Annotated in this window: 17 protein-coding genes; 11 read left to right on the top strand and 6 right to left on the bottom strand. The window is 68.3% G+C overall.

The features are described 5' to 3' along the window. Positions 1-203: 203 nt before the first annotated feature. The 3 genes from AB0I15_RS56360 (at position 204) to AB0I15_RS56350 (ending at position 2,338) form a co-directional block, all read left to right on the top strand. On the top strand, positions 204-524 hold the full coding sequence (locus tag AB0I15_RS56360; RefSeq protein ID WP_358116540.1) for a hypothetical protein: 321 nt from the start codon (positions 204-206) through the stop codon (positions 522-524). A gap of 150 nt (positions 525-674) precedes the next feature. Then, entirely contained in the window at positions 675-1,529 is an 855-nt protein-coding gene (locus AB0I15_RS56355) for an alpha/beta fold hydrolase (RefSeq protein WP_358116537.1), read from the top strand. Further along, on the top strand, positions 1,526-2,338 hold the full coding sequence (locus tag AB0I15_RS56350; protein ID WP_358116534.1) for an LLM class flavin-dependent oxidoreductase: 813 nt from the start codon (positions 1,526-1,528) through the stop codon (positions 2,336-2,338). The genes AB0I15_RS56355 and AB0I15_RS56350 overlap by 4 nt, the downstream gene beginning before the upstream one ends. A 1,027-nt stretch (positions 2,339-3,365) precedes the next feature. On the opposite strand, the gene AB0I15_RS56345 is transcribed toward AB0I15_RS56350, so the two are convergent. Further along, the gene (locus AB0I15_RS56345; RefSeq protein WP_358116531.1) at positions 3,366-4,598 is read right to left on the bottom strand and encodes an MFS transporter; all 1,233 of its coding nucleotides are present in this window, start codon (positions 4,596-4,598) and stop codon (positions 3,366-3,368) included. A gap of 85 nt (positions 4,599-4,683) precedes the next feature. Here AB0I15_RS56345 and AB0I15_RS56340 point away from each other — a divergent pair, with 85 nt between their 5' ends. From AB0I15_RS56340 to AB0I15_RS56325, 4 genes are all read left to right on the top strand, one after another. Then, entirely contained in the window at positions 4,684-5,577 is an 894-nt protein-coding gene (locus tag AB0I15_RS56340; RefSeq protein ID WP_358116527.1) for a LysR family transcriptional regulator, read from the top strand. A gap of 360 nt (positions 5,578-5,937) precedes the next feature. Further along, entirely contained in the window at positions 5,938-7,224 is a 1,287-nt protein-coding gene (locus AB0I15_RS56335) for a lipase (protein ID WP_358116525.1), read from the top strand. A 129-nt stretch (positions 7,225-7,353) separates the two neighbouring features. Further along, positions 7,354-7,905, top strand: coding sequence for an alpha/beta hydrolase (locus AB0I15_RS56330; protein ID WP_358116523.1), 552 nt, complete (start codon positions 7,354-7,356; stop codon positions 7,903-7,905). Positions 7,906-8,312: 407 nt separating this feature from the next. After that, entirely contained in the window at positions 8,313-9,635 is a 1,323-nt protein-coding gene (locus AB0I15_RS56325; RefSeq protein WP_358116517.1) for an aspartyl protease family protein, read from the top strand. Between the two features lie 60 nt (positions 9,636-9,695). Here the strand turns inward: AB0I15_RS56325 and AB0I15_RS56320 are convergent, their stop codons facing one another. The 3 genes from AB0I15_RS56320 to AB0I15_RS56310 form a co-directional block, all read right to left on the bottom strand. Then, positions 9,696-10,196 (bottom strand): hypothetical protein, encoded by a 501-nt coding sequence (locus AB0I15_RS56320; RefSeq protein ID WP_358116515.1) that lies wholly within the window; start codon positions 10,194-10,196, stop codon positions 9,696-9,698. A gap of 36 nt (positions 10,197-10,232) precedes the next feature. Beyond that, positions 10,233-10,946 (bottom strand): DNA/RNA non-specific endonuclease, encoded by a 714-nt coding sequence (locus AB0I15_RS56315; protein WP_358116512.1) that lies wholly within the window; start codon positions 10,944-10,946, stop codon positions 10,233-10,235. A gap of 394 nt (positions 10,947-11,340) precedes the next feature. After that, on the bottom strand, positions 11,341-11,478 hold the full coding sequence (locus AB0I15_RS56310) for a hypothetical protein (RefSeq protein ID WP_358116510.1): 138 nt from the start codon (positions 11,476-11,478) through the stop codon (positions 11,341-11,343). On the opposite strand from AB0I15_RS56310, the gene AB0I15_RS56305 reads away from it, so the two are divergent. Then, positions 11,477-11,962 (top strand): N-acetyltransferase, encoded by a 486-nt coding sequence (locus AB0I15_RS56305; protein ID WP_358116507.1) that lies wholly within the window; start codon positions 11,477-11,479, stop codon positions 11,960-11,962. The two genes, AB0I15_RS56310 and AB0I15_RS56305, sit on opposite strands and share 2 nt — an antisense overlap. A gap of 173 nt (positions 11,963-12,135) precedes the next feature. Beyond that, on the top strand, positions 12,136-13,131 hold the full coding sequence (locus AB0I15_RS56300; protein WP_358116504.1) for a pentapeptide repeat-containing protein: 996 nt from the start codon (positions 12,136-12,138) through the stop codon (positions 13,129-13,131). 7 nt (positions 13,132-13,138) lie between these two features. Here AB0I15_RS56300 and AB0I15_RS56295 read toward each other — a convergent pair whose 3' ends face one another. After that, complete coding sequence (locus AB0I15_RS56295) at positions 13,139-13,825, bottom strand: AraC family transcriptional regulator (protein WP_358116502.1); 687 nt, start codon at positions 13,823-13,825, stop codon at positions 13,139-13,141. 272 nt (positions 13,826-14,097) lie between these two features. On the opposite strand from AB0I15_RS56295, the gene AB0I15_RS56290 reads away from it, so the two are divergent. After that, positions 14,098-14,802 carry an alpha/beta fold hydrolase gene (locus AB0I15_RS56290; RefSeq protein WP_358116500.1) on the top strand — a complete coding sequence of 235 codons (705 nt, stop codon included), beginning with the start codon at positions 14,098-14,100 and terminating at the stop codon, positions 14,800-14,802. A 384-nt stretch (positions 14,803-15,186) separates the two neighbouring features. Beyond that, positions 15,187-15,399, top strand: a complete 213-nt coding sequence (locus tag AB0I15_RS56285) for a hypothetical protein (protein ID WP_358116497.1) — start codon at positions 15,187-15,189, stop codon at positions 15,397-15,399. 64 nt (positions 15,400-15,463) lie between these two features. On the opposite strand, the gene AB0I15_RS56280 is transcribed toward AB0I15_RS56285, so the two are convergent. Further along, complete coding sequence (locus AB0I15_RS56280; RefSeq protein WP_358116494.1) at positions 15,464-15,868, bottom strand: SSI family serine proteinase inhibitor; 405 nt, start codon at positions 15,866-15,868, stop codon at positions 15,464-15,466. Positions 15,869-15,935: the final 67 nt, after the last annotated feature.

Below are 15,935 nucleotides of genomic sequence, written 5' to 3'. Positions count from 1 at the left end.
GGCCCTGAAAGCCGTGCTCGGCGAGGTGACCGACCTCTACAGCCCGGGCGAGCGGGCCCTGCTGAACGAACTCCTCGACCGCGCCGCCAACCACACCCCCACCCGCTGACCCCACCGGCCGCACACTCCGGCCACCTCGGTCAACACCCCAAGAACCGCGGTGCTGTCATGATCTTCGTGGCACCTTACCGATGGGATCCGTGATGTCTGCTCGCTCACTCGTGCTGGTGGCCGCCTCTCTCTGCGTGGGCGGCCTCGCGGCTCTGGTGTACTTCCACGATTCCGACCTGGTGCTCTTGAAGGAATATCTGGACCATCCGTTCGCGCTCGGTGCGCTGGCCTGCCTCCTGATGGCGTGGGCCGCCGCCGGACTACGGAGGAGGTGGCTCCGCGTCGCCTTCGACTCGGTCCGATGGACGGGGCCGAGCTCGATTGAGATCGGGGTGGCCGACGGGCGGACATTGCCCGTGGCTTTGGACCGCGCCTCGGGCAAGCCCCAGGCCACCGCCGCGCTCAATTGTTGACAGGGGCACCGCAAGCAAGAGTGCGAGGTCGAAGGCGGGTGGACGTCCTCTCCTCGATACCCAACTACCCGCATTCATCAACACAAGCGATCAAAAGGATCGATAATTATCGCTTTTCACGATGAAGTTGCTGGCCATAGCGTGCCGGACATGAACACCAGTCAGTCCAACGGCGAGCAACTCCTCGACATCAACGGCGTCGATTTGTGTGTCGAGACCTTCGGAGACCGCGCCGCCCCGGCGATCACGCTGGTGGCCGGGGCCGCTGCCTCGATGCTGTGGTGGGACGCCGAACTGTGCGAACGCATTGCCGCCCATGACCGGTTCGTGGTCCGGTACGACCATCGCGACACCGGCCGGTCGACCTGCTACCCACCGGGACAGCCGGCGTACTCCTTCACCGACCTGGCCCTGGACGTTCTCGGCGTCCACGACGCCCTGGGCATCGAGCGGGCCCACGTGGTCTGTCAGTCGATGTTCGGCGGGAGCGGACTCATCCTCGGCGTGGACCATCCCGACCGGGTCGCGTCGCTGACGTTCGTCTCGGCCACGACCGGGGCCGACGACCTTCCACCACCCTCGAGCGGGCTGGCCATGCCGGCCGAGCCTGATTCCGGCGACACGGCCGCGGTCGTCGAGTACGTGGTCGCCGGCGCGAGGGCGTTCGCCGGCGGCTCGCCGTACTTCGACGAGGCCGCGATCCGCGCGTTGGCCGAACATGACGTGGCGCGCGCCAGGAGCTACGCCTCGACCCTGGCCAACCACTACGCCATCGAGCTCGATGCGCCTGCCCGAGGCGGCTTTGGCGACATCGCGGCGCCGACGCTCGTGGTCCACGGCGACCACGACCCCTTCCTGCCGCTGCCGCACGGCCAGGCACTCCGCGACGCGATCCCCGATGCCGAACTGCTGGTCCTGAAGGGGGCCGGGCATGACCTGCCGGAGCCGGTGTGGAACGACTTCGTGTCGGCGCTGGTGCGGCACACGGACGGAGCCCGCCCATGAACCGGCTACGGTCGGCACTCTGGCTGCCGCTCTTCGACGACCTCGCCGACCCGCGGGCGGTGGCGCGCCTTGCCGCCGACGCGGAGGAAGCCGGGTGGGACGGCTGTTTCGTGTGGGATCACCTGTCCTGGCGGGCGCCGGTCCGGCAGGTCGCCGACCCGTGGATCACGCTGACGGCGATCGCGACCGCGACCGAGCGGCTGCGGCTCGGCCCGATGGTGACGACACTCGCCCGTCGGCGGCCCGCCAAGGTCGCACGGGAGACCGCGACGCTGGATCGGCTCAGCGACGGCCGCCTCACCCTCGGCGTCGGCCTCGGAAGCGACCGGTTCGCCGGCGAGCTGTCCAAGACCGGCGAGCAGCTCGACGATAGGCGGCGCGGGCAGATGCTCGACGAGTCCTTGGCGATCCTGGCCGCCGCCTGGTCCGGCGAGCCGGTACGCCACCGCGGCGAGCACTACACCGTCGACGACATCGCGTTCCTGCCGCGGCCGGTTCAGCGGCCCGGCGTGCCGGTGTGGGCCGCCGGCTTCCCGGGCAACGTCAAGCCGATCCGCCGGGCCGCCCAGCTCGACGGCTTCTTCCCGGTCAATCTCGAGCACCCGGACCAGCTCGCCGAAGTCGTCACCACCCTCACCGAACTGCGCCATGGCGAGATGTCCTCCTACGACATCGCCATCAGTCTGCCGCCCGGTGTCGATCCCGAGCCGTACGCGAGGGCCAGCGCGACCTGGTGGCTGGCGGAGCTCGACCCGGGCGTACGGCTCGACACCGTACGCGGCGTACTCCGCGACGGTCCAGCGATGTGAGAAGGCAGTCCACACAAACCGCACGCAGACCACAGAAGGTGCGGCATTCAGAGCGCTAAGCTCCCATACCGCAACAAGAACGGTACGCCCAGCGCGCCGAACCGCCGTTGCACGAGCCCAGCGATACCCGTCGCTGGGCCATCGGCGCAACCAAGCGCCTAATCGGCCATCAGGTCGAGCGCATCCACGACCTGGCCCGCGGCTCGCCGCCCGGGTGGCCACCGACCTGCTGCGCCGGCCCCAGGCAGCCGACCGGTCCAAGCACATGGTCAACAGGGCACAGATCCACCACGGCCAGGTGGTACGGCAGGCTGCTGGGCTCGGGCTGTGAGATGGCCGGGTCGGCTTGCAGGAAGGCGGGGCTGACCTGTGCCCCTTGGCCGGGACCTGGGAAAAGCGGTTGGGACTCGGCGGCATGAATCTGTTCGGGTCGGAGTCGGGCACGTCCGCTCACTGGACGAGCTCGCGAGCCGACAGTGCCCGGGGCCACCGCACCAGACCACAATGCGGGTCCAACGTCGTCTCAGCCTGTCGGGCGCCACGGACCGCGGGGGTCGGTCCAAGCCCTGAGAGGTCGTTGTGCCGCAGGGGTTCGGTGATCACGCCGGCATCTGATGCCCGCCCCCTTCGAGCGAGACAAGGCGCGTGTCCGGGACCCAGGGGGCAAGCGCCTCGCCGGGAACAGCCGATCTTCGGTGCTGTGCAGGACGAGTACGTCCGTACTGATCTCGGCGAGGCGAACTGGGCTTGGATGCGCTCCGCCGGCGAGGGCGGGACTGGTGCAGATCAGCGTCAGGGAGTTCACCCGATAAGGGTGGAGTAGTCCGATCCCGCCTCCCATCGCGACACCCACCCAGCAGTTCACGGCCGGTCATCGCCGACTGTCGCAACGCGGTCGCGACGAACATCCGGTTGCCTCGGCTGTTCGCCGATGCGGCGCGGGCCGTAGTCGTTGTCATGACTGACCGTCTCCTTCGGCGCGCGCCAGCCGTCCTGAGGAAAGTGGCCTGCAGCGGATCGATGGACGTCATTCGTCCGGTGTTGCGGCTCGGCAGCGGAGGGCCGGGCCGAGCGCCCGATGGCCTGCGAAGAGAGCGATCCCGGTGATCGCACACACCGCTCCCAGCGTCGCTCGTCCAGCATGGTTGAGCAGTACGGTGCCGACCAGCGGCCCGAACACGGCGCCGAAACTCCAAGTGGCGGAGGCGACGCCCATGTACCTGCCGCGCAGGTCCGCCGGTGCGAGGTCGGCGAAAGTGGCGCCGAACATGACGGCGATGCCGATCTCGCCGAGGCTCCAGACCAGGACCGATCCGGCATGGGCGACACTGCTGTGGACCATGACGCTCAGACCGACGCCGACACCCACCAGGAGCATGGAGACGCCCAGCACTGTGCTGGGATCGCGACCGGCGAGCAGTCGTACCGCGAGTGGCTGGCCCACGACGATGATGATCCCGTTCAGAGCCAGCACCGCGCCGTACGCAGCAGGGCCCTGACCATCCGCCGTCATGACCAGCGGCAGCGTCGCGAACGTCTGCAGGAACAGCGTGAAGTAGGCGACGTAGATCAACACCATGGTGATCATCAGTCGGTCGCGCAGGAGCCTCGGCAGCAGCGCCGGCCGGGGCTGGTTCGGTGTCGCCGGACGGGTCTCGGGAACGCGGTGCCAGACGATCAACGCCGCGACGACGGAGGCCGTGGCGTTGATCCAGAACAAGATTCCGTACCCATGCTGAGCCAGGATCCCGGCCGTGACCGTGGCGATGGAGAAGCCGAGGTTGGCCGCCCAGAACAGCAACCCGAAGGCCCGGATTCGCTGCCCTGGAGGCAGGTCGGCCACCGCAGCCGACCCAGCCGGGCGGAACAGGTCCGCCATCAGCCCGACGCCAGCGGCCGTCGCCCAGATCACCGGCACCGTATCGGCCGAGCCGAGTGCGACGATCGCCACGGCGGTCCCCAGGAACCCCACCAGCATGGTGTGGCGTCGGCCGATCCGGTCGCCCAGCCAGCCGCCGAGCATCTGGGATCCGATGCCTCCGACTCCGACCGCCGCGACCACCGCACCCGCGGTCGTCGGCGTCAAATGCTGCTCCTGGGTCAGATAGAGCACGAGGAACGACTGCACGACCGCGCCGGCTCGACTCACGAAATGCGTCGCCGCCAGGGCCCAGACCAGGTCGGGCAGGCCCAGTCGCAGGCGGGGTGGTGGGCTGCCGAGCGCTGCCGCGCCCGGAATGGATGTGTCGTAGACCGTCATGTCGCTGACCCTAGGGTCGGCCGGCACATCAAGAAAAGCGATGACTTTCGATCATATCAATCGCTATTTGCTATGATACTGCGTTATGGCTGACGTCGAGCTGCGCCATCTGAAGACCATGGCTGCCATCGCCGAGGAGGGAACGTTCGGGCGAGCCGCGGGTCGGCTTGGCTACACCCAATCGTCGGTGAGCCAGCAGATCGCCGCGCTGGAGAAGGCCGTCGGTGGTGCCGTCTTCGACCGGCCCGGAGGTCCTCGGCCCGTACGGATCACTCCCCTGGGCGAAGTGGTCTTGGCCCACGGGCGCGAACTGCTCACGAAGGCCGAGGCGCTGGCCGACGCCGTCGATCGTTTCAGGGCGGGTAACGGCCGGATCGACATCGGCACCTTCCAGGGCGCGACCAAGCTCATCCTGCCCGCCGTCGTGCGCCGGCTGCTGGAGGAGCACCCCGCCTGCGACATCAGGCTGTCCGAGGTGGGGCCGGAGGATCCGCAGATCGGAGATCTCGACCTGCTGTTCCACTACGGCCGGATCGAAGGCGACGTCGAACACGTCGAGCTGCTCGACGAGCCGTACCTCCTGGTGGCCCGCGCCGGTGTGTTCCCCGATGGCCCAGTACGGGTGGAGTTGCTCGACGATGCTCCGATGGTCGCCTGGCCTCCCACCGATCACCAGAAATGGTTGGAGCGGGCGCTCGCCCGCGCCGGCGCGCGGCCGCGGATCGTGTTCCGAACCGCGGGCCACGAAACCATCGTGTCGATGGTGCGGGCGGGCATAGGCTCGGCGGTGCTGCCCTGGCTCGGCCTCCACGGATCCGATGTCTGGTCCGACGACCGGCTCAGCATCCATCGGCTGCGACCAACGCCCGCCTCCACGTGGTATCTGTACTGGCCGACCGGACGCACCCAATCGCCACTCGCGACCCGCGCCATCGACATCGCCGTCGAAGCCGCCAACGGGCTGGCCGACCAGATGTGACGGCGGACGAACCCCGACGTGCTTGCCCTGGCAGCGATCGAGGGCCGGTCAACTGGCCGGGGCATGGCAGGGCCGAGGATGCCGCATGATGGACCAGCGGTCGAAGGCCTCACATCAGGTGCGGGCGGGCTACGGGCCCGGTGTACGACCAGGTCCACGTGCGGGGACGCCGTTCCTCGACGTCCGGACACTGATCGGCACGGGCAAGGTGGCGCCGCACCCCGGGCCGCGTCGACCTGCCGTGCCCTTCACGGGTAGGAGCACCGCCCCATCCCGAAGAGGGATGCGCATGGTGCCGGGGCGCTGCCAGAGTCGGAAGCAGGCGGCCGCTGTGCCGCCCCGATCGGAAGGACTCCAGCAGTGTCATCGAGACACACCAGGGTGGTGCGGGGTTCGGCGCTGATCGCGGGCCTCGCGCTGGCGGGCGGGCTCACCGCGACCGCTCCCGCCGTGGCGGCGACGCAGGCCAAGCTCACCGCACCGGCCCTCACCGGCCAGTACGACATCGGCACCACCGACCTCCACCTCGTCGACCCGTCCCGCCCCGATCCGTGGAAACCGGAACGGCGCCGGGAACTCATGGTCACCGTCACCTACCCGGCGGACCGCTTCGCCGAGGGCCCGCGGGCGCCGTGGCTCACGCCCGGCATGAGCACCGTCATCGACCAGGCGCTGGCGGGCGAGGACTACCTCGATCTCCCGGTCGGCTCCATCGACTGGGCATCGGCGAAGCGGAGGGCCGAGAGCGGCGTCCCCGTGGCGCACGGCGCGCCGAAGCCGGTCGCGCTCTTCTCCCCCGGCTTCGGCGGGCCGCGGGAGACGTACACGGCGATCGTCGACGATCTGGCGAGCCGCGGCTACGTGGTCGTCTCGCTCTCGCACACCTACGAGAGCGCGGCGGTCGAGTTTCCTGGCGGGCGGCTCGAACTCGCGGTGCCCGGGGGTGACAGCCCCGAATTCGAGAAGAAGGCGCTCGACGCCCGGGTCGCCGACAGCCGCTTCGTCCTCGACCAGCTCACGAAGATCACCCGAGGCGAGAACCCCGACGCGGGGAAGCGGCCACTCCCCCGCGGGCTCGGCCGGTCGCTCGACCTGTCCCGGATCGGCGCCTACGGGCACTCCTACGGCGGGTTCACCGCAGGCGAGACGATGGTCCACGACCGCCGTATCGACGCCGGGATCAACCTGGACGGCGCGATGGCGACCGCGGTCGGCTATCCCCCGGGAAGTCCATACGTGCCGGGCGAAGTCACGAAACGCGGCTTGGACAGGCCGTTCCTCCTGATGGGTGCCGAGGGCGTCGACGAGAACGGGAAACCGCTCGAGCACACGCACCGGAATCCCGAATTCGACCGCAGTTGGGCGGACTTCTGGGCGAACCAGCGAGGCTGGAAGCGGGATCTGCTCCTGCGCGGCGGCAGCACGCACATGGCCTACAGCGATCTGCAGATCGTCGTGCCGCAACTCGGCGCGCGCGTGGCGCCGGAGAAGCGTGAGGCGGTGATCGGCACCATCGATCCCCGTCGTTCGCTGGCCGCGCAACGGGACTACATCGGCGCGTTCTTCGATCTGCACCTTCGCGGACGGGACCGGCACCTGTTCGACGGCGAATCCCCGCGACACCCGAACATCGACTTCATCGACTAAGGGCCGCTGACGAGGGAACTTTCCCCGCATCGGCGACCCGGGGCGGGCTCATTGGGCAGGACGTGTTCGCCGATGCGGATCACTTCCACGGCTGCTTCCTGGCGGGGAGGGTGGCGTGCGGCCGGCGGGGTGAAGGTACAGGCCGCAGGCCTGTACGCCGAGCGCCTGGCCGGTCACGCTTTCGCCACCCTGGCCTTCGACGCCGCCCACCAGGGTGAGAGCGAAGGTGAGCCGCGCCTGCTCGAAGATCCCTTCCATCGCGTCGAGGACATCAAGGCCGCCGCGCCGGCGCCGCTGCAGCAGATCCGCCCCGACACCGCGCCGGACCACCGCGAGCAGGCCGGCACCCTCGCCCGGCACACCTTCGACGGCTGGGAGTACTACCGCACCCCCGCGGCGGCCAACCACTTCGTCCTGCGCAGCATCGACCTGCTCGCCCAGTTCACGGCCTTCGACCTGGTCCATCTCATCGCGCCCCGCCCGCTGCTGATGATCGCCGGCACCGAGGCGATCACCGGCTACTTCAGCCGCGAGGCCATCGACCGGGCCGCCGAACCGAAACGGCTGGCCTGGATCGACGGCGCCACCCACGTCGACCTGTACGACAACCAGAAGCACCTGCCCGCCGTCATCGCGAAACCGGCCGCCTTCTTCACGACCCACCTCGACCAAGCGCAGTGAGGCGAACGACGCGAAGCAACAACCCTCGCCGCGCCACCCTTTCCCGGCGCGTCTGGAACCGGCGTGGTTGCTCGATCCGCATAGCCGGGATCGACCTGATTCAGGGGAGTGCGCGGCCAGGCCGTCGAGATGGGCGTCCAGGGAGGCATTCGGGCGAGCGAGCAGCGCCCCGCCCCTTGGGGGCACACGACCGGGGCCCTGGGCGATGACGATCAAGCCCGCATCACCGTCCAGGTCGTCGGTCGCGGCCGTGACGCGACCATGACACGGCGCGGACGAGGCGGGGATACGGCTGGCCGATAGTGGACGGCGTCGGCCGGCGGGCGAGTTACGGAGCCCGCCCGCATCGGCACGACGCTGTTCGGTCGAACAGAACGTCACGGCGAAAGTGATCATGAGGAGAAGGCGTGGCTGATGACAGGCAATGGGGTCGGCGTTCGGTGTTGCGGGGCGCCGCTGTGCTGGCCGGTGCCGCCGCGTCCGTGCCGCTGCTGGGCGGCGCGGCCACCGCGCTGGCCGGCGGCGGTGACGCGGACGCGTTGTTCAAGGCCGGGGAGTTCGAGAGGGCCGGCCGCGCGTACGAGGAGATCCTGAAAAGGGACCCCAAGAACCTGCACGCGGCCCGCCGGCGCGGCTATGTCGGGTTGCTGGCCAATCGGTTCGCCGACGCCGAGAAGTACCTCAGGATGGCCCTCGCTCTGGCGCCCGGCGACAAGGACGCCAGCCACTTCCTGGCCGACTGCTACATCCGGCAGGACAAACTCGGCCTGTCCGCACCCCTTTGGAAAGCGGCCGGTGAGGACGGCTACGCGACGTGGTTCGCGGCAGTGCGCGGTGAGGCGTATCAGGTCCATGGCGAGACCGCGCGGCTGCCGATCCAGCAGATGGATCCGATGCCGCTGGTGGAGGCCTCGATCAACGGCGGACCGCCGAAGCGCTTCACGTTCTACACGGGCGCCCCGAATCTGGGCCTGCGCGCGTCGGTGGCCAGGGAGGCCGGGCTGAGCCCTGTCGCCAGTCAGAAGATCGATTTCGAGGGCGGCTCCGTATGGGCGTACTACGGCATACTGGACTCCTTCAAGCTGGGCGGCATCGAGCTGCGTAACGTCCCGGTGGGCTGGTCGGCGACGGAGTCGGGCGACGATGTCGACACCGAAAGCGACGGCCTGATCGGCATGTGGGTCTTCTACCACTTGCTGACCACCTTCGACTATGCGGGCCGGCAGCTGATCCTGCGCCGCCGGACCCCCGAAGCGGCCAGGAAGGCCCGCGCCGCCGCCACACGGGCGGGCGTCGAGCCGCTGCCGTTGTGGCTGGCCCGTGAGCAATACCTGCACAGCAGGGGCAGCTTCGCCGGCGCCGCCGGCTCCCGTACAGGGATGGTGGGCGTGAACTTCGGCGGAGTCGGCGAGATCGCCGCGGGCATGCGCGGGAAAACGGCCGAGCAGTTGGGGATCCGCACCGACCACGACCGCCAGATCGGGACCTTCGCCCACAGCCACCCGGCCGTCGTCTACCCCTGCTACCCGAAGGAGATCCGCATCGGCAACGCCGTCGCCAAGGACATCTACTGCTATACGAACCCGAACCAGCCGGTCAACGTGCCCTGGCCCTATGGGACAGGGTTCGACACGATGGGCTGGTTCTCCCATTGCTTCTGGAAGCCGTACAACGTCACCGTCGACTTCACCGACATGAACCTCTACATCGCCCGCGGCGCGGCCGCCTGATCGCCGCGACCACATAGGCGTCACGTACGGGCGCGGGGGAAGGGCGGCAAGGAGCCCGCATCAGGATTGGAACAGCACCCGGGCACGACGCCGGTCCGCGGAGACGAACAGGTACATGTAGCCCAGGTCGTCGGCGGGCGGCCAGGCCCGTAGGTCCCATTCCGCGCGTACTTCAGCCACGAACTCGGGCGCGCTGGGCGGCGTGTCATCGTGCTGGATCCAGTGCGGCTCGCCGGTCGTCAGCGGATCGACCGGTACCAGGACGTCCGACGGAAGGACCTGAGGGCCCGCGTGCAGGGCCCTCGGCCGCACCCAGTGGGGGTATTCGCCGACCGGTTCCACGATGGCGGCGTTCCCTCCTTCCTCCGCACGCCACCACAGCACGTCATCGGGGGAAACAAAGACCAGGATGAGAAGGTCGTCGTGGCGGAACTGGCCCCAGAACGGCAGGAGGTCCCCTCCTACGGGCCAGCGGGGAGTTCGTGTCCAGCTCGGCTGCCCGCCGATCCTGGTGACGGCCGCGTCTCGTTCGTCGGCCGCAGCCGGGCGCCACCTCGCCATGATGGCTCCTATCCCCCGGTCAAGCGTCCGCCTCTGCTAGGAGGCGGCGCACCCGGCCTCGCGGGCCGCGTCCTTCATTCTGTTGACCATCGTCTTCATGGGACCCTTCCCATAGGCGATGTTACGGAACGCCATGGTCACCAGCCCCCGTTTGTTCTGGTCACGGTCCCGCTGGATGACCATGGACATCGTCAGATGGTCGGGGACGACACCGGAGTCGTTCCTTTTGTAGAACGCCGTCGTCGTGTAGTTGAGAACCTGCCGGTTCGGCGTCGACAGGCACCGTTTGGCCTGGTTCTCGAATGCTTTCATGAGCGTCAGGTTGACCTGGGTGGTCACGGGCACCAGGTTCGCCCGCTGGCTGGTGCCCTTGAGTGTGGCGGCAATCATATGGCCGCCCTGATGGTTCGGCCCGCCCCATTGCCCCACCTCCTGCTCGCACTTGCTCCGGCGCTGCGTCTGCGACGTGAGATTTCCGGCCTGCGCCTGATGGGGGCGGCCTAGGTCATCCGTGGTGTACGCCCAGATGGAACGGTAGGTATGGTTCTTGGCCAGGTATTTCACGCAAGGGATGCCGGCGCTTCTCGGCGTGGCCACGGGCTGCTTGGTGCTCCTCGGCGAGGCCACAGGCTGTCGGGGGTTTCTTGGTGAAGCGGTGACGGGCGGCGGCTCGAGACGCCCCGATAACGACACCAGCGTGGCCGCCTGCCCAGCCGACGACACCGCGGCCGCGCCGGTGATCGCGATCACGGCCGCACCCACTCTGTGGGACAGTCTGTTCCACCGCATGAAATTCCCCTTCGATTACGCAGCTCATCCGGCTGCACATTCCTGAATGGAGGCCGGCAGGACGTCCGTCGCACCGTGTACGGGCCGCACGACTGCACGCCCGTGACCCGCCCCGTCGACGAAACCCAGAGAGACGGCAGAGGCCGATCGCCTCGAGCCAAGGAAGCGATGGCCTATCGCATGCCGCACGCCACCCGCCGGCCGTGCGGCCGGATGCAAGACGAGAAGCTCGCGTGCTTCAGGTTTCGTGTGGTTCGCGCAGATCCGCGAAGAAGGCCGACCCGCTTGATGAACGCTAGCCAGGTGCAGTGCGCAAACGGTGTCAAAAGGGTGCCAACCACGTGGTGTGCCCGGGTCACGCGGCTGACGTCCTGCGCCTGCGCTGCCGGTAGCGGCCTGACGACGTCCACGACCGCGCGATCGCGGGCCGGTCGAGAACGGTGCCGCCGCTCGCTCCCCTCAGCCGCCGATTCTCGCCGTAGTCTCCGATCATGCCGATCCGGTACGCCCTCCCGCCCGACGCGGACGCCATGGCCGAGATCACCTGTGCCGCGTTCGCCGAGTTCGAGGACTTCGACGTCACCCGCGAACAATCCGCCGCCAACTGGCGCCGGAATCTCCTCGGGGAGGCAGCCGCACGGCCCCGGCCGCACCACACCAGGGTCGCCGAACTGCCGGACGGGACGATCGTCGGCCTGGTCATGGGCGGCCCGGCGGATCCGGGGCTCGGCCTTGACGCCGAGATCTACGCCCTCGCGGTGCGTCCCGGCCATCAGGGCCATGGCCACGGCCGCGCCCTGCTGCGGGCGGTGGCGGCCGATCTGTCTGCCGATGGGTTCGGCTCTCTGGCGATCCGGGTACTGGCCGTGAACGACCGCGCCCGCCGCTTCTACACCGCCCTCGGCGGAGTCCTCGCGGGCGAGGTGCCCCCCGACGAGGTCTTCTACTCCTGGCCGGAGATCGCGGCGTTCCTCTGATCCGGCTCAGCGCTGAACGATCCCCGCCGCCGCAACCGCCGGTCCCCTGCCTCCGGCAAGAGACGCGCCCTGTTCGCGAGCCTTGGTCGCTGCTCAGCACCGGCGGACTCGGCTTTCCCCGCGTGATCTCAACCTCTGTAGCAGTGTTCAGCTCACGCTGCCATGATTCCCCTATGAATCACCAGCGTCGTTGGCGTACCAGCCGCAGTTGGACAAGGCGGCTGCCGATCATCATCGTGGCGATATGTGCACTGATGATGGCGCTCATTTTCCTCCCACCATATTTCGCGCCCAATAGCGCTTTCACCACCGCTGCAGAGGCCGTCCGCGCGCAGCACGAAGCACGAGGGCTGCTCCTTCAAGGACTGGCCGGGTTGGCAGTACTCATTGGTGCTTACGCCGCGTGGCGTCAGTTCCACGTGAGCCGCGAGCAGCTTCAACTGAACCTTCGAGCAACGACCGAACAACTCCTTATCGCCCAGCAAGCGCAGATCACCGAACGCTTCACCCGAGCCGTCGACCAGCTCGGCAGCGAGCAACTCGTCGTACGAATCGGCGGCATCCATGCACTGGCACGCATCGCCAGGGATTCACCGGGAGACAGCGGGGTCATCGCGGAGATTCTCTGCTCCTATGTCCGGCAGTATGCACCGGCGTGCACGCACGACGAAGCTTTGGGAACACCCACATTAGAAACAGAAATACCCCATCTGATCAAAAGAGTCCCTGATGTTCAGGCGGTGCTCACCGTGCTGAGCCAAAGACGAATCCAGCCCGACGAGCACGAGCCCCTGCGATTGATGGGCACCGACTTGCGCAGGGCGAACCTGTCTCGAGCCTTCCTGGTTGGCGCTGATCTGGAAGGGTCACAATTGAACGGTGCCTGGATGCCGGAGGCCCGGTTGGATGACGCCGACCTTACGCGTACCGGTTTGCGAGGGGCCAACCTGGCTGGAGCCATCCTTGACGGCGCCGACCTGACAGATGCGGACTTGTGCAACGCGCATCTGGAAGGTGCATCTCTGCGGGAGGCCAACCTCCGTGGCGCACGGCTCGACGGTGTCGTGGCCAATCAGGCGACCATCTGGCCGGAAGGATTCGTACCTCAGGAGCGGAACGTCGTCATAGGAGGAGGCCGTGATTTCGAGTGGTGGAGATCCGATCACTAACCTCTCGCTATTGCGCCAGGGACATCAGCGGAGGGTGAACGAGTTGCTGGCGACTGGTTCGGTAGCGGCCCGGGGTCGTTCCGATGACGTTGGTGAACGCCGCGATGAAGCCGCTGGGGTTGGCCCATCCGCAGGCGTAGGCGGTTTGGGTGGTGTCGTGGCCGTCGGCGAGGAGCACGAGCGCGTGGTAGATGCGTAGCTGCGTGCGCCATTCGTAGAAGGTCATGCCCAGTTCGTTGCGGAACAGCCGGCTGAGGGTGCGGGTGCTGGCTCCGATCGTCTTCCCGAGGTCGGCCAGCGAGGCGTTGTCCGCCGGATTCTCGTACAGCATCCGGGCAATGGCCTGCAGCCGGTCGTCCCGTGGCTCCGGCAGGTGCAGTGGCTGTTCGTGTGCTTCGCGGAGTTCTTCGACGAGGACTCGAAGGAGACGGGAGCGCGCGGAGCGGCTGTAGCCAGGTGCGGCGTCGTCGTAGTTGCGGGGGCCGGTCAGGGCGAGCAGGACCTCGCGAGCGAGGTCGGAGGCCAGGAACACGGCGGGATGGTCTGATAGGAGCCGGGCGAGGGACGGCGCGAGAAAGACGATCCGCATATCGGTGTCGCCGTGGGCGCGGTGGTAGTGGGTGAACCCGGCGGGGGTCCAGGCGACCCGGTTGGCGGGCACGATCGACGTGCCGCGCTCGGTCTGAACCGCCAAGACGCCGCTGGCCGCGTATACCAGGTGTCCCCGTGCGTGCGACTGCACCGCGCTTGTTCCGCCGGACGGCCAGAGGTGGCGCCCGCCAGACGGCCACATATGTGACGTCACACCGGCGATCCGGCGAGGTTGGCGGCGAACAGGCATCACTTGGCATCCTATCGGTAGTCGGCCACCCCCTGATCTGGTGACATTTCCTCCATACGGCGTGGTCTTCAGTCGCGCAGGGCGCCCGGCCGAACCACATGGCGGCTTGAGAGATGGAGAAACGCATGGCGACGTTCGTCCTCGTGCCCGGCGGTTGGCACGGCTCCTGGTCGTTTGAGGCGGTGGTTCCGCTGCTGGAGCGTGCCGGTCATGCCGTTCACGCCCTGACCCTGACCGGTCTGCGGCCCGACGACGGCAACGCGGCGATCGCGACCGCCAACCTCGACACGCACGCCGACGACGTGTTGCGGCTCCTCGATCGCGCCCACATCACCAGCGCGACGCTGGTCGGCCACAGCTACGGCGGGATGGTGATCGCTGCCGCCGCCGATCGCGCCGGCGGCCGCATCTCACGACTGGTTCACCTTGACGCCTACGTGCCGCGCGATGGCGAGTCGTGCTGGTCGTCAACGACCGAGCGCTACCGGCAGGTGTTCGTCGCCGGTGCCGCGGCCACCGGCTACACCGTCCGACCGCCGGACGGCGGCGATCCCCGCCGCCGTCCCCACCCCCTCGCCTCGTTCCTGCAAACGATCCGGCTCACCGGCGCTCTCGCCCAGGTCCCCCGTCGGGAGTTCATCTACTGCTCGGGATGGGAAGACCGGACGCCGTTCGCCGAACTCCGCACCCGGCTCCAAGCCGATCCCGGTTGGCAGGTCCACGACCTCCCAACCGGCCACGACGCCATGCATGAGGCCCCGGAGGCGGTCGCCGCACTACTGCTCGGCGAACGCACCGCGGATGCGTCGACGCACGGCTGCGGAAGCTGATCGACACCGTCAGCGACGATGTACCCGCAACCTCACCAGCCACATCGCCAGGAGCCTGCTCGAAGCCGGCGGGTTCAGACCGCAGTGAAGTCCGAGCGTTGTCACCGGAGGTTGATCAGGACTACGGTGGCTGACCGAGGGCCGAGTGCGATCTTGAGCGTTTCCGCGGGTCGCGGGGGCCTTCTGCACCATGATCCATCTCGTTGCTTACGGTTGGCCGTCGTTCCCCGATCCGGAATTGATCCACTTCTCCCACTTGAAAGCGAGACGAACGTGAGTAGTCGTCGCGACAGTGATGTGTACCGGTTCGGACCTCCCCGAAACAAGCCGCTGGACGATGCGGTGCCGCTCCCCGTTCACAGTCCCGCTGCGCCTGTCGCGGACATGGATCTGTACGAGGTGGCAACCCTGTCCGTTCAGCAGGACGGCACCCTCGGCTGGTCGACAACCTGCTGGCTGGCCTCCCAGGCGGATGCCGACTTCATCGCCAAGGCGTACGTCACCCGAATCGACCGGGTGTTTCACGCGGCCCACGTCTGGCACCGCGGGATGATCGTCGGCGACTACCGCCGTGACGAGAGAGGTGACCGGCCGTGACAGCCCGGCTCGTCCCCCATCGGGGCGGCGGGCTCGCGGCACCCACGCCAACGACCCCCGGCGTCTAGTAGATGAACAGCCACCCATAGGTGCTGCGAAGGCAGGTCCAGCCCGACCACTGCTCGTCCCGGTTGATGGTCTTGCCGTAGGCGGTCCCGGTGATCCGTGTGCGGAGCGCGCCGTTGGTGGTGGGCGGGCATTTGGCGCCGCCCTGGTTGTACAGCTTGTCCAGGTCGCCGCCGGCCTGGCGCAGGTCGTCACAAGCGCGCCACACGTCCATGTACCAGTCTGTCTCGGCGGTGCCGCCGTCCGGGTCGCAGGTGATGGTGTAGCTGTAGACCTCGGTGGGGCGGGAGGTGGGGTTCCACTGGACGAAGAGATCGGCCTGCGGGTCACTTGCCGCGGCGGCGGGTGCGGCGACGGCGAGCAGTGCGGTGGCGGCGAGCGCGCCGGCCAGTTTGCGGAGCATGGGATCGGCTTCCCTTCGGATGATTCGGCCTCTGCATGGAGGGCGGGACATTCCGTTCCCTGGTGTT

Origin of the sequence: Nonomuraea sp. NPDC050643 (assembly GCF_040654715.1) — a bacterium.
GTDB lineage: Bacteria > Actinomycetota > Actinomycetes > Streptosporangiales > Streptosporangiaceae > Nonomuraea.
The sequence above is the reverse complement of the archived record's forward strand: the minus strand, read 5'-3'. Positions and strand labels throughout refer to the sequence as shown.

What these genes read in the sequence shown, in the direction of transcription:
- AB0I15_RS56360 (WP_358116540.1), top strand. Translation starts at nt 204, where the DNA reads ATGTCTGCTCGCTCACTCGTGCTGGTGGCCGCCTCTCTCTGCGTGGGC.
- AB0I15_RS56355 (WP_358116537.1), top strand. Translation starts at nt 675, where the DNA reads ATGAACACCAGTCAGTCCAACGGCGAGCAACTCCTCGACATCAACGGC.
- AB0I15_RS56350 (WP_358116534.1), top strand. Translation starts at nt 1,526, where the DNA reads ATGAACCGGCTACGGTCGGCACTCTGGCTGCCGCTCTTCGACGACCTC.
- AB0I15_RS56345 (WP_358116531.1), bottom strand. Translation starts at nt 4,598, where the DNA reads ATGACGGTCTACGACACATCCATTCCGGGCGCGGCAGCGCTCGGCAGC.
- AB0I15_RS56340 (WP_358116527.1), top strand. Translation starts at nt 4,684, where the DNA reads ATGGCTGACGTCGAGCTGCGCCATCTGAAGACCATGGCTGCCATCGCC.
- AB0I15_RS56320 (WP_358116515.1), bottom strand. Translation starts at nt 10,196, where the DNA reads ATGGCGAGGTGGCGCCCGGCTGCGGCCGACGAACGAGACGCGGCCGTC.
- AB0I15_RS56305 (WP_358116507.1), top strand. Translation starts at nt 11,477, where the DNA reads ATGCCGATCCGGTACGCCCTCCCGCCCGACGCGGACGCCATGGCCGAG.
- AB0I15_RS56310 (WP_358116510.1), bottom strand. Translation starts at nt 11,478, where the DNA reads ATGATCGGAGACTACGGCGAGAATCGGCGGCTGAGGGGAGCGAGCGGC.
- AB0I15_RS56300 (WP_358116504.1), top strand. Translation starts at nt 12,136, where the DNA reads ATGAATCACCAGCGTCGTTGGCGTACCAGCCGCAGTTGGACAAGGCGG.
- AB0I15_RS56290 (WP_358116500.1), top strand. Translation starts at nt 14,098, where the DNA reads ATGGCGACGTTCGTCCTCGTGCCCGGCGGTTGGCACGGCTCCTGGTCG.
- AB0I15_RS56285 (WP_358116497.1), top strand. Translation starts at nt 15,187, where the DNA reads ATGGATCTGTACGAGGTGGCAACCCTGTCCGTTCAGCAGGACGGCACC.
- AB0I15_RS56280 (WP_358116494.1), bottom strand. Translation starts at nt 15,868, where the DNA reads ATGCTCCGCAAACTGGCCGGCGCGCTCGCCGCCACCGCACTGCTCGCC.